The sequence below is a fragment of the Pseudomonas sp. MYb2 genome (assembly GCF_002979955.1).
Taxonomy (GTDB): Bacteria; Pseudomonadota; Gammaproteobacteria; order Pseudomonadales; family Pseudomonadaceae; genus Aquipseudomonas.
In genome coordinates this window covers 156,632-169,462 of record NZ_PCQC01000004.1, presented here as the reverse complement: position 1 = coordinate 169,462, position 12,831 = coordinate 156,632, and the positions used below count along the sequence as shown (strand labels likewise).

General features: G+C 60.0%; 10 protein-coding genes. 3 read left to right on the top strand and 7 right to left on the bottom strand.

The window, feature by feature from the left end:
- Window positions 1–28 precede the first annotated feature (28 nt).
- The 3 genes from cysN to CQ009_RS08115 form a co-directional block, all read right to left on the bottom strand.
- Window positions 29–1,927 (bottom strand): sulfate adenylyltransferase subunit CysN, encoded by a 1,899-nt coding sequence (gene cysN / locus CQ009_RS08130; RefSeq protein WP_064387993.1) that lies wholly within the window; start codon window positions 1,925–1,927, stop codon window positions 29–31.
- 9 nt (window positions 1,928–1,936) lie between these two features.
- Window positions 1,937–2,854, bottom strand: a complete 918-nt coding sequence (gene cysD, locus CQ009_RS08125) for a sulfate adenylyltransferase subunit CysD (protein ID WP_007912374.1) — start codon at window positions 2,852–2,854, stop codon at window positions 1,937–1,939.
- A gap of 248 nt (window positions 2,855–3,102) precedes the next feature.
- The gene (locus CQ009_RS08115) at window positions 3,103–3,861 is read right to left on the bottom strand and encodes a Nif3-like dinuclear metal center hexameric protein (RefSeq protein ID WP_038357546.1); all 759 of its coding nucleotides are present in this window, start codon (window positions 3,859–3,861) and stop codon (window positions 3,103–3,105) included.
- A gap of 103 nt (window positions 3,862–3,964) precedes the next feature.
- Between CQ009_RS08115 and algW the strand changes: the two genes are divergently transcribed.
- From algW to CQ009_RS08100, 3 genes are all read left to right on the top strand, one after another.
- Window positions 3,965–5,122 (top strand): Do family serine endopeptidase AlgW, encoded by a 1,158-nt coding sequence (algW, locus tag CQ009_RS08110; RefSeq protein ID WP_064387994.1) that lies wholly within the window; start codon window positions 3,965–3,967, stop codon window positions 5,120–5,122.
- Between the two features lie 88 nt (window positions 5,123–5,210).
- A complete protein-coding gene (locus CQ009_RS08105; RefSeq protein ID WP_105705493.1) occupies window positions 5,211–7,316 on the top strand; it encodes a TonB-dependent siderophore receptor in 2,106 nt (701 codons plus the stop codon).
- A gap of 12 nt (window positions 7,317–7,328) precedes the next feature.
- The gene (locus CQ009_RS08100) at window positions 7,329–8,048 is read left to right on the top strand and encodes a DUF4198 domain-containing protein (protein ID WP_064387996.1); all 720 of its coding nucleotides are present in this window, start codon (window positions 7,329–7,331) and stop codon (window positions 8,046–8,048) included.
- A gap of 221 nt (window positions 8,049–8,269) precedes the next feature.
- On the opposite strand, the gene hisC is transcribed toward CQ009_RS08100, so the two are convergent.
- From hisC to murA, 4 genes are all read right to left on the bottom strand, one after another.
- On the bottom strand, window positions 8,270–9,322 hold the full coding sequence (hisC, locus tag CQ009_RS08095; protein WP_105705490.1) for a histidinol-phosphate transaminase: 1,053 nt from the start codon (window positions 9,320–9,322) through the stop codon (window positions 8,270–8,272).
- Between the two features lie 3 nt (window positions 9,323–9,325).
- Window positions 9,326–10,663, bottom strand: a complete 1,338-nt coding sequence (hisD, locus tag CQ009_RS08090) for a histidinol dehydrogenase (RefSeq protein ID WP_064387998.1) — start codon at window positions 10,661–10,663, stop codon at window positions 9,326–9,328.
- Window positions 10,664–10,788: 125 nt separating this feature from the next.
- The gene (gene hisG / locus CQ009_RS08085; RefSeq protein ID WP_007912384.1) at window positions 10,789–11,424 is read right to left on the bottom strand and encodes an ATP phosphoribosyltransferase; all 636 of its coding nucleotides are present in this window, start codon (window positions 11,422–11,424) and stop codon (window positions 10,789–10,791) included.
- A gap of 124 nt (window positions 11,425–11,548) precedes the next feature.
- Window positions 11,549–12,814 carry a UDP-N-acetylglucosamine 1-carboxyvinyltransferase gene (gene murA, locus CQ009_RS08080; RefSeq protein WP_007912385.1) on the bottom strand — a complete coding sequence of 422 codons (1,266 nt, stop codon included), beginning with the start codon at window positions 12,812–12,814 and terminating at the stop codon, window positions 11,549–11,551.
- Window positions 12,815–12,831 lie beyond the last annotated feature (17 nt).

Here is a 12,831-nt window from a genome sequence, read left to right as displayed (position 1 = left end):
CGGCGGGCTTTTTATTTGTCGCTAACGCTTAGATCGCGCCACGCTGACGCAGCAGATCCAGCACTTGCTTGACGCTTTCTTCCAGACTCAATGTCTGCGTGTCGATCACCAGATCGGCATTCAGCGGCACGTCGTACGGGAAGGATTCGCCCGGGATGTTGTCGCCAGCGGCGGCATACAGACCTTGCGGATCACGCTCGGCGCACACGGCCGGCGAGGCCTGCACGTAGACCGTCAGCAGACGATCCTTGCCGATCAGATCCTTGGCTTGCTCGCGGCCTTCAGCACTCGGCGCAACGAACGCGGCCAGAGTCAGCAGACCGGCTTCGTTGAACTGACGCGCCACGTGCGCGGCACGACGCCAGTTCTCGGTACGCCCGGCGCGATCCTGTGGCAGACCTTTGTTGAGGTCGTGACGCAGGTTCTGACCATCCAGTACAAACACCGCACGCCCCATGTCGAACAGCTTGCGCTCGACTGCATAGGCCAGCGTGCTCTTCCCCGCGCCCGACAGGCCGCTGAACAGCACGGTCGCCGGTTGCTGACCAAAGCGCTGAGCACGTTCTTCCGTCGCCACGTGCGCCAGTTTGCCGTGGTGCGTGGCAGTGCCATGGGTCACCGGCTGGGCGACGATCATGCCGGCGCCAACGGTGCCATTGGTCAAACGGTCGATGATGATGAACGCGCCGGTGGTGCGGTTGCTTTCGTAACCGTCGAGGGCGATCGGCGCGTCGAGCGCGATCTTCACCTTGCCGATTTCGTTGAGCTGCAACGCGCTCGCCGGGCCTTCTTCCAACGTGTTCACGTCGACCTTGTTGACGATGCTGGCAATCGAGCCCGGCACGTAACTGGTGGCGCGTTTGATGTCGTATTTCTTGCCCGGCAGCATCGGCTCTTCAGCCATCCACACCAGCATCGCTTCGAAGCTGTCGGTGACCGGCGGCACGTTGTCGGCATGCACCAACAGGTCGCCACGGGAGATGTCGATTTCGTCTTCCATGGTCAGCGTTACGGCCTGACCTGGACCGGCGTGTTCCAGTTCACCTTCGAAGGTGACGATGGATTTCACGCGGCTGCTCTTGCCCGACGGCAGCACTACGACTTCGTCGCCCTTCTTGACGATGCCGCTGGCCAGCGTGCCGGCGAAACCACGGAAGTTCAGGTTCGGACGGTTGACGTACTGCACCGGGAAACGCAGATCGGTGAAGTTGCGATCGCCCGCGACTTCCACGGTCTCGAGAATTTCCATCAGCGACTGGCCTTTGTACCAAGGCGAGCGCTCGGACTTGTTCACCACGTTGTCGCCTTTGAGGGCTGACATCGGCACGAAGTGCATGCTGGTCGGCTTCATCTTCAAGCCTTCGGCAAACTTCAGGTAGTCGGCCTTGATCGACTCGAACACGCCTTCATCGAAGCCCTTCAAGTCCATCTTGTTGATGGCAACAACGATGTGTTTGATACCCAGCAGGGAGGCGATGAAGCTGTGGCGACGGGTCTGGGTCTGCACGCCGTAACGCGCGTCGACCAGAATGATCGCCAGGTCACAGGTTGATGCACCGGTGGCCATGTTGCGGGTGTACTGCTCATGGCCGGGGGTGTCGGCGATGATGAATTTGCGTTTGGCGGTGGAGAAATAGCGATAGGCGACATCAATGGTGATGCCCTGCTCGCGCTCGGCCTGCAGGCCGTCGACCAGCAACGCCAGGTCGATGTCGTCACCGGTGGTGCCGACTTTCTTCGAGTCACGGGTGATCGCTTCGAGGTGATCTTCGTAGATCATCTTCGAGTCGTGCAGCAGGCGCCCGATCAGGGTGCTCTTGCCGTCATCGACGTTACCGCAAGTCAAAAAGCGCAGCAGCTCTTTACGTTCGTGCTGGCCCAGGTAGGCGAGGATGTCCTCGCTGATCAAATCAGATACGTGCGACATGACAGCCCCTTAGAAATAGCCTTGACGTTTTTTGTCTTCCATTGAGCCTGCGCCATCGTGGTCGATGACTCGGCCCTGGCGCTCGGAAGTTCGCGTCAGGAGCATTTCTTGAATGATGTCCGTGAGGCTTTCGGCCTCGGACTCCACGGCACCCGTCAACGGGTAGCAGCCAAGGGTACGGAAACGCACTTTCTTTTTGACGATGCGCGCTTTGTCTTCGTCGGACAGGTGCTCGAGGATGCGCTCGTCGTCGATCATGATCAGCGTGCCGTTCTTCTCGATCACTTCGCGTTCGGCGGCGAAGTACAGCGGCACAATCGGGATGCCTTCGAGGTAGATGTACTGCCAGATGTCCAGTTCGGTCCAGTTCGACAGCGGGAACACACGAATGGATTCGCCCTTGTTGACCTTGCCGTTGTAGACGTTCCAAAGCTCCGGGCGCTGGTTTTTCGGGTCCCAGCGGTGCTTGCTGTCGCGGAACGAGTACACGCGCTCTTTGGCGCGGGATTTCTCTTCATCGCGACGGGCACCGCCGAAGGCTGCGTCGAAACCATGCTTGTCGAGCGCCTGCTTCAGGCCCTCGGTTTTCATGATGTCGGTGTGCTTGGCGCTGCCGTGGGTGAACGGGTTGATGTTCTGCGCCACGCCATCGGGGTTGATGTGGGTGATCAGGTCCAGGCCCAGTTCTTCGACCATCTTGTCGCGGAACTTGTACATCTCCTGGAATTTCCAGCGGGTGTCGACGTGCATCACCGGAAACGGCAGTTTGCCCGGGAAGAACGCCTTGCGTGCCAGGTGCAGCATCACGGCGGAGTCTTTACCGATGGAGTACAGCATCACCGGGTTATCGAACTCGGCGGCCACCTCGCGGATGATGTGGATGCTTTCCGCCTCCAGCTGTTTCAGATGCGTCAGTTTGTCGACCATGGCTACTCACGAAAGCTTTCTTATGAACGGCCAGCGGGCCGTGTTCGAGCGAGGAATCCTAGCACAGCGACCTCTTCTAATCAGGACGCCAACTAGATCGAAAGGGTATATGAATATGCCTGCCAGTTCGGCCGTCCACCCCTGTAGGAGTGAGCCTGCTCGCGATAGCGGTGTGTCAGTCACCGCTATCTTGAATGTGACAAAGCTATCGCGAGCAGGCTCACTCCTACAGGGGAAATGCGGTGGATTCAGATCGGGTTGGGGCAGTCGATGAAGATGTGTTCGACGGCGAAGCGTTTTGCCAGGTAATCGCCCAGCGCCTGCACGCCGTAGCGTTCGGTGGCGTGGTGGCCGGCGGCGATGAAGCTGATGTCGTTCTCGCGCGCGCTGTGGAAAGTCTGCTCGGAGGCTTCACCGCTCAAATACAGATCGACGCCTGCGGCGACGGCTTGATCGATGTAGCCTTGGCCGCCGCCAGTGCACCAGCCGACTCGACGGATCATCGGATTGCCTTCAATCAGCAGCGGCTCGCGCCCCATGACTTCCTGCACCTTGCGGGCGAAATCGCGGGCGGTCATCGGCTCTTTCAAAGACCCGACAAGGCCGACGATTTTCAGGTTATCCGGATCCAGTGGTCCTTCGACGGTAATGTCCAGTTGGCGAGCAAGCTGCACGTTATTGCCGACATCCGGATGCAAATCCAGCGGCAGGTGGTACGCGAGCAGACTGATGTCGTGCTTGAGCAGGGTCTTCAGTCGACGTTGCTTCATGCCGGTGATGCACGGGTTTTCGCCCTTCCAGAAATAACCGTGATGCACCAGCACCAGATCGGCCTCGGCCTCGACGGCTGCATCGAGCAACGCCTGGCTGGCGGTGACGCCGCTGACAATGCGCATCACCTGCGGACGGCCTTCGACCTGCAATCCATTCGGGCAATAATCGGCAATTTTCGCACTGCCAAGGTAACGGTCGGCTTCTTCGACGAGGGTGCTGAGGGCAACGGCCATGAAAGACTCCTAAATATCCCGTTCAGAGGCACGCGCGGCCTCGTATAATGCGCGACATTATGGGCGGTCTGACCCCGCCTGCAACTCTTCCAGGACGTGCTTAATGTTCAAGGCGCTGCGTTTTATGGGCTGGCCGCTGTTGGCCGGCGTGCTTATCGCTCTGTTGATTATTCAGCGTTACCCGCAGTGGGTCGGGCTGCCGAGCCTCGACGTCAACCTGCAACAGGCCCCGCAAACCACCAGCGTGCAGCAGGGCCCGGTGTCCTATGCCGATGCGGTGACCATCGCGGCGCCCTCGGTGGTCAACCTGTACACCACCAAAGTCATCAACAAACCGGCGCATCCGTTGTTTGAGGATCCGCAGTTCCGCCGTTTCTTCGGGGACAACTCGCCGAAGCAGAAACGCATGGAATCGAGCCTCGGCTCCGGCGTGATCATGAGCCCGGAAGGCTACATCCTCACCAACAACCACGTGACCAGCGGCGCTGATCAGATTGTCGTGGCCCTGAAAGACGGTCGCGAGACCCTTGCCCGCGTCATCGGCAGCGATCCGGAAACTGACCTTGCGGTTCTGAAGATCGACCTGAAAACCCTGCCGGCGATCACCGTCGGCCGCTCCGACAACATTCGCATCGGCGACGTCGCGCTGGCCATCGGCAACCCGTTCGGCGTCGGCCAGACGGTGACCATGGGTATCATCAGCGCCACCGGCCGCAACCAACTGGGCCTGAATAACTACGAAGACTTCATCCAGACCGACGCGGCGATCAACCCGGGTAACTCTGGTGGCGCGCTGGTCGATGCCAACGGCAACCTCACCGGCATCAACACGGCGATCTTCTCCAAGTCCGGCGGTTCGCAGGGCATTGGCTTTGCGATCCCGGTGAAACTGGCGATGGAAGTGATGAAGTCGATCATCGAGCACGGTCAGGTGATTCGCGGCTGGCTGGGCATTGAAGTGCAGCCGCTGACGCAAGAGCTGGCCGAGTCGTTTGGTCTGTCCGGACGTCCGGGGATTGTTGTTGCGGGGATCTTCCGTGATGGCCCGGCGCAGAAAGCTGGCCTGCAATTGGGTGATGTGATTCTGAGCATTGATGGCGAGCCGGCCGGCGATGGTCGTCGTTCGATGAACCAGGTGGCGCGCATCAAACCGACAGACAAAGTGACCATTCAGGTGATGCGCAACGGCAAAGAGCTGAAGCTCACGGCTGAAATCGGCCTGCGTCCGCCACCGGCGCCGGTGAAAGAAAAAGAAGAGTAAAACTTTTCTCGCGCCAGATGCGCGAATAAAAGACATTCTCAAAAGATATGTTATATTGTTTCAATTCTAAGAATTGGAACAACATAACATGTCGTCTCGAACAAAGGCCTCCCTGCTCGGTATGAGCCTTGGCTTGCTGGTCGATCCAGCCTTCGCCGAAGAATCAAAACCCCTCGAACTCGACGCCATCAGCGTCATCTCCGACTACGAATCGCCGACTGGCCCGGTCAAAGGCTATCGCGCTACGCGCTCGTCCAGCGCGACCAAAACCGACACGGCGATCCGCGATATCCCGCAGGCAATCAGCGTGGTGCCCGCCAGCGTGCTCAAGGATCTAGGCAGCACCAGCGTCGAACGCGCGCTGGATTTTGCCGGCGGTGTATCGAAGCAGAACAACTTCGGCGGCCTGACCCTTTACGAGTACAGCGTGCGCGGCTTCACCACGTCCGAGTTCTACAAGGACGGTTTCAGTGCCAATCGCGGCTATCCGAGCACGCCGGATGCAGCCAATATCGAGCGCATCGAAGTGCTTAAAGGCCCCGCCGCCAGTCTGTACGGCCGCGGCGATCCCGGCGGCACAGTGAACATCGTCACCAAGAAACCGCAGCCCGAAGCCTTCACCACGTTGCAAACCAGCGCCGGCAGTTGGGACCGCTATCGCACCGCGCTGGACGTCAACACGCCGCTGGATGATCACGGCAATGTGCTCTCGCGCATCAACCTCGCGGTCGAAGACAACAACAGCTTCCGCGACCACGTCGACAGCCAGCGCGTATTCGTTGCGCCTTCGATCAGTTGGCAACTGAACCCGGACACCTCGTTGCTGGTGGAAAGCGAAATCGTCCGCCACAGCTCGACCTTCGATCGCGGCATCGTCGCACCGAACAACAAATGGAGCGGCGTGTCGCGCTCGACCTTCCTCGGCGAGCCCAACGACGGCAACATCGATAACCACAACAATCTGCTGCAGGCCACGCTCGAACATCACCTCAATGACAGCTGGAAACTGCGCCTGGCCAGTCACTACAAGGAAGGCAAACTCTGGGGCGACGCCTCTGAATCCCGTCCGTTGAACGCCGATGGCCACACCGTCAACCGCCGCTATCGCGAGCGTGATACCAACTGGCATGACAGCATCACCCAACTGGAGCTGCGCGGTCTGTTCGACCTCGGTCCGTGGCAGCACGAACTGCTGATCGGCACCGAGTACGAAAACTTCCGCAAGAACGAACGTGTCACCACCATTGCCGGCGGCCCCTACGCCATCGACATCTACAAACCGATCTACGGCCAGCCAAAACCCAACGGCGCCCGCTCGGGCACGGATACGTTCGAACACGTCGAAAGCCATGCGCTGAACCTGCAGGATCAGATCGTCTTCACCGACAAACTGCGCGGGATGATCGGCGCACGCTTCGAGCATTTCGATCAGCACATCGACGATCACAGCCGCAACGCCACGAGCAACCAGCGTCACGCTGCCCTCACCCAGCGCGCCGGCCTGCTCTACCAACTGACGCCGAACACCGGCCTGTTCGCCAACGCCTCGACCTCGTTCAAACCGAACAACGGCCTCGACGCCTCCGGCAAATCCTTCGACCCAGAAGAAGGCGTCGGCTACGAAGTCGGGATCAAGAACGAACTGTTCGACGAGCACCTGAGCAGCACCCTCGCCTTCTTCCACATCGACAAGGAAAACGTCCTCGCCCTCGACCCTGGCACCGACACCAGCCGCGCGATGGGCAAGGCGCGCAGTCGCGGTTTCGATTGGCAAGTCACCGGGCAAGTCACCGAAGCCGTGCGGATCATCGGCGCCTTTGCCTGGATCGACGCCGAAGTGACCCAAGGCGACGCGGTAATTCCCACCGGCAGCCGCATCCTCGGCGTGGCCAAGCGCAGCGGCAGCCTGCTCGGGGTTTATGAGTTTCAGGATGGGCATTTGCGCGGCTCGGATGTCGGCGCCGCGTTCACATATGTCGGCGACCGCTCGGGTGAATCCGGCAGCGACTTCCAATTGCCGGCCTATCACACCGTTGACCTGCTGGCGCATTACAAGGCCAGCGATAACGTCACGGTCGGTCTGAACCTGAACAACCTCTTCGACGAAAAGTATTACGAGCGCTCCTACAGCAACTACTGGGTCAACCCCGGCGAACCGCGCAACTTCACCGTCAGCCTGACACTCAACCTGTAAAAGGACGTCACCATGCAATACGGCAAAACCTTTGTGCTGATCGCTGCGCTGTTCGCAGGCGAAGTCTCGGCCCATGGCCTGTGGACCGAACAACGGCGCGGCAACATCGAAGTGGTCTACGGCCATGGCGCTGAAGACAACGCGTTCAAGGCACAGAAAATCAGCGGCGCGTGGGCTTATGACGCGGGCGGCAAGATGATTCCGGTCAGCGTCGAGCGTCTGGCGGATCACGCGCGTTTGAAACCTTTGAAGGCGCCTGCGGTGATGGCCGTGGCGCTGAATAACGGCATGTGGTCGCAAACCACCGACAAAAAGTGGGTCAACGAAGGTCGCAGCAAAGTGCCGGGCGCTGTCGAGGCAACCGAGACGTTTAAATACAGTCTGGCGATTTATCAGCCGGGGGCGAAGTTACCCAAGCTTGATCAGATCAAGTTGCTGATTCTGCCGGAGGTTGATCCGCTGACGGTTGGGCCGGGCAAGTCATTGCCGGTGCGGGTGTTGCTCGATGGCAAACCGGCGGCCGGGGTGAAGTTGATTGGCGACTATCGCAGTGCGCCGAACACGTTGAGCACCGAGACTGACAAGGATGGTCGGGCGCAGGTGCTGGTGCGGAATGAAGGGTTGAATGTGATTGCGGCGCAGGTTGAGGTGCCGGTGAAAGGCAGCGCTGATGTGGATAGTCGTGGGTTGTTCAGTTCGCTGACATTCCTTGGCGAACCGCATCACGAATAAGTGGTGTACTCGAGATATTTGTTGAATCCGAAAATTACCCCCTCACCCCAACCCTCTCCCCCAGGGGGGCGAGGGGGAAAGGGGGCAGATTTGTTTGCTCTTCAAACCAGAGTTCGACTCGATATCTCAAGTCGGTGTATCTATAAAGTGCGCCTCGGTCAGTCCCCTCTCCCTCTGGGAGAGGGTTAGGCGGGCGGCGTTCCGATGAGGGGCTTTTGCTTTTAGAGGTCGCCAAGCCCATCGATCAGCGCCTGATTCTGCTCCGGCGTGCCAATCGAAATCCGCAGGAACTGCGCAATCCGCTCCTGCTTGAAGTGCCGCACGATCACGCCCTGCTCACGCAGCTTGGCCGCCAGCCCCGCCGCATCATGGCGTGGATGCCGGGCGAAAATGAAGTTCGCCGCCGACGGCAGCACTTCAAAACCCTTGGCCTGCAACTGCGCGATCACCCACTCACGGCTCTCGATCACCAGTCGGCACGTATTATCGAAATAGTCGCGATCCTCGAAGGCGGCTGCCGCACCAACAATCGCCAGACGATCCAGCGGATACGAGTTGAAGCTGTTCTTGATCCGCTCCAGCGCCTCGATCAGGTCCGGATGCCCCACCGCCAGACCAACGCGCAAGCCCGCCAGCGAGCGCGATTTGGACAGGGTCTGCGTTACCAGCAGGTTCGGATAACGGTCCACCAGACTGATTGCCGTCTCGCCGCCGAAGTCGATGTAAGCCTCATCCACCACAACCACCGAATCCGCGCTGGCCTTGAGGATTTGCTCGACCGCTTCCAGCGCCAGCAGGCAACCGGTCGGTGCGTTCGGGTTGGGAAAAATGATCCCGCCGTTCGGCTTGGCGTAGTCGGCCGGGTCGATCTGGAACTGCGCGTCCAGCGGCACCGCGTCGAACTCGATGCCGTACAGACCGCAGTAAACCGGATAGAAGCTGTAGCTGATGTCCGGGAACAACAGCGGCTTATCGTGTTGCAGCAAACCGTGGAAAATGTGCGCGAGCACTTCGTCCGAACCGTTGCCGAGGAACACTTGGTTGCTCTGCACGCCGTAGTAGTTGGCGACCGCAGTTTTCAGCAGATCGCTGTTCGGGTCCGGGTACAGGCGCAGGTTGTCATTCAGTTCGACCTGCATCGCCGCCAAGGCTTTTGGCGACGGGCCGTACGGGTTTTCGTTGGTGTTGAGCTTGACCAGTTTGGTCAGCTTCGGCTGTTCGCCCGGCACGTACGGCACCAGATCTTTAACGAACGGGCTCCAGAATTTGCTCATCGCTCAGTTCCCCTGCCCTTTTAGAAAGTCTGCGTCTTTGATGCGGTACTCGGCGCTGCGCGCGTGGGCGCTCAGCGATTCGCCACGGGCCAGTACCGATGCCGTTTTACCCAGCTCGGAAGCACCGGCCTCGGAGCAAAAGATGATCGACGAACGTTTCTGGAAGTCATACACGCCCAGCGGCGACGAAAACCGCGCAGTGCCGGAAGTCGGCAATACGTGGTTCGGGCCTGCGCAGTAATCGCCCAGCGCTTCCGATGTGTGACGGCCCATGAAGATCGCGCCGGCGTGGCGGATCTGCGGCAGCCAGGCCTGTGGGTCGGCGACCGACAATTCCAAGTGCTCCGGAGCGATGCGGTTGGCGACTTCGATGGCTTGCGCCATGTCCTTCACGTGAATCAGTGCACCACGGCCATTGATCGACGTTTCGATGATGGTCGCGCGATCCATGGTCGGCAGCAGTTTGTCGATGCTGGCGGCAACCTTGTCGAGGAACTCGGCGTCCGGACTGACCAGAATCGCCTGCGCATCTTCGTCGTGCTCGGCTTGCGAGAACAGGTCCATGGCGATCCAGTCTGGATCGGTCTGGCCGTCGCACACCACGAGGATTTCCGAAGGGCCGGCGATCATGTCGATGCCGACCTGACCGAACACGTGGCGCTTGGCGGTGGCGACATAGATGTTGCCCGGGCCAACGACCTTGTCGACTTTCGGCACGCTTTCGGTGCCGTAGGCCAACGCAGCGACGGCTTGCGCACCGCCGATCGTGAAGACGCGGTCAACGCCAGCGATGCAAGCGGCCGCCAGCACAAGTTCGTTGATTTCACCGCGCGGGGTCGGCACGACCATGACCACTTCGGTCACACCGGCGACCTTGGCCGGAATGGCGTTCATCAACACCGACGACGGGTACGACGCCTTGCCACCCGGCACGTACAGACCGGCGCGATCCAGTGGCGTGACCTTCTGGCCGAGCACGGTGCCGTCAGCCTCGGTGTAGCTCCACGAATCCTGCTTCTGTTTTTCGTGGTAGCTGCGCACGCGGGCGGCGGCTTTTTCCAGTGCTTCGCGCTGTGGCACAGTGATGCGCGTCAGGGCCAGCTCGAGACGTTCACGCGGCAGGATCAGGTCAGCCATCGAGGCCACTTCGAGGCCGTCGAATTTCTGGGTGAACTCGACCAGCGCCGCGTCACCACGCTCGCGCACAGCCTTGATAATGTCCAGCACCCGCTGATTGACCGAATCGTCAGACACACTTTCCCAGCTCAGCAGATGATCCAGATGATGCGCGAAATCCGGGTCAGCAGCGTTGAGTCGGCGAATTGCAGTCGTTGCGGTCATAGCGAGAGCCTCATAGGAATGGCAAAAAACTCAGGCGCCCGAAACTATCATTCGATCCGCTTAGGCACCTGAGAATTCTGGCTATGAGGCGGATAGACGGCGCGACCTGGGGTCGCGCAGGTAAATCAGCCGCGGTGTCGCGATTCCACTGCGTTGCGCAGGGTATCGATCAACGCCTGGATTCGGGCATGTTGCATTTTCATCGAAGCCTTGTTGACCACCAGGCGCGAGCTGATCGTGGCGATCAGTTCCTGAGGTTCCAGGCCGTTGGCGCGCAAGGTGTTGCCGGTGTCGACCACGTCGATGATCTTGTCAGCCAGACCGATCAGTGGCGCCAGCTCCATCGAGCCGTACAGCTTGATGATGTCGACCTGACGGCCTTGCTCGGCGTAGTAGCGCTTGGCAACGTTGACGAACTTGGTCGCTACGCGCAGACGGCCCTTGGGCTCCGGCGCGCCGATCTTGCCGGCGGTCATCAGTTTGCACTGGGCAATCTGCAGATCCAGTGGTTCGTAAAGACCCTGGCCGGTGTATTCCATCAGCACGTCTTTACCGGCAACGCCCAAATCGGCCGCGCCATGCTCGACATAAGTCGGCACATCGGTAGCGCGCACGATCAGCAGACGAACGTCGTCCTGGGTCGTGGGGATGATCAGCTTGCGGCTCTTGTCCGGATTCTCGGTCGGCACGATGCCCGCTTCGGCGAGAAGCGGCAGGGTGTCGTCAAGGATGCGGCCCTTGGACAGTGCGATGGTCAACATGGGAAACGTCAGTCCTTATCAAGGTACTCATGTCCGGTCGCAATCGGCGCCGGACACACATCGAGCCGGAAACCGGCTCGACTCTTAAACTCAGTGGACACGTCCCTGTGTCCCAATCCAGCAATCAGCCCGGAACGCGACGGATCTTGGCGCCCAGCATCTGCAGTTTTTCTTCGATGCACTCGTAACCACGGTCGATGTGGTAGATGCGGTCGATCAGCGTATCGCCTTCGGCAACCAGTGCCGAGATCACCAGGCTGGCCGAAGCACGCAGGTCGGTGGCCATCACTGGCGCGCCCTTGAGGACTTCAGTACCGGTGACGATGGCCGTGTTGCCTTCGACCTGGATCTTGGCGCCCATGCGGTGCAGTTCGTACACGTGCATGAAACGGTTTTCGAAGATCGTCTCGATCACCGCACCAGTGCCTTCGGCAATGGCGTTGAGCGAAATGAACTGCGCTTGCATGTCAGTCGGGAATGCAGGGTACGGCGCAGTGCGCACGTTGACTGCTTTCGGACGCTTGCCGTGCATGTTCAGCTCGATCCAGTCCTCACCGCAGGTGATTTCTGCGCCGGCTTCACGGAGTTTTTCCAGAACGGCTTCGAGGATGGTCGGATCAGTGTCCTTGACCTTGACGCGACCACCGGTCACGGCAGCAGCCACCAGGTAGGTGCCGGTTTCGATACGGTCAGGCATGACCTTGTAGAAAGCCGAACCCAGACGCTCGACGCCATCGATGGTGATGGTGTCGGTGCCAGCGCCGGAAACCTTGGCGCCCATGGCGTTGAGGAAGTTCGCCAGGTCAACCACTTCAGGCTCGCGGGCGGCGTTCTGCAGCACGCTGCGGCCTTTGGCCAGAGCCGCGGCCATCATGATGTTCTCGGTACCGGTAACACTGACGGTATCGAAGAAGAAGTGTGCACCGCGCAAGCCGCCTTCAGGCGCCTTGGCCTTGATGTAGCCGCCTTCGACGTCGATGACCGCGCCCATGGCTTCAAGACCACGGATGTGCAGGTCGACCGGGCGCGAACCGATGGCGCAACCGCCAGGCAGTGCCACTTCGGCTTCACCGAAACGGGCAACCATCGGGCCCAGTACCAGGATCGACGCACGCATGGTTTTCACCAGTTCGTACGGGGCGATCAGGGTCTTGATGGTGCGCGGGTCGATTTCGACGCTGAGTTTCTCGTCGATCACCGGCTCAATGCCCATACGACCGAACAGCTCGATCATGGTGGTGATGTCGTGCAGGTGCGGCAGGTTGCCAACGGTCACCGGGCCATCGCACAGCAGGGTGGCGGCCAGGATCGGCAGGGCGGAGTTTTTTGCGCCGGAAATGCGGATTTCGCCATCAAGACGAGCGCCACCGGTAATAATCAATTTATCCATAAGAATCTCGACGCCCT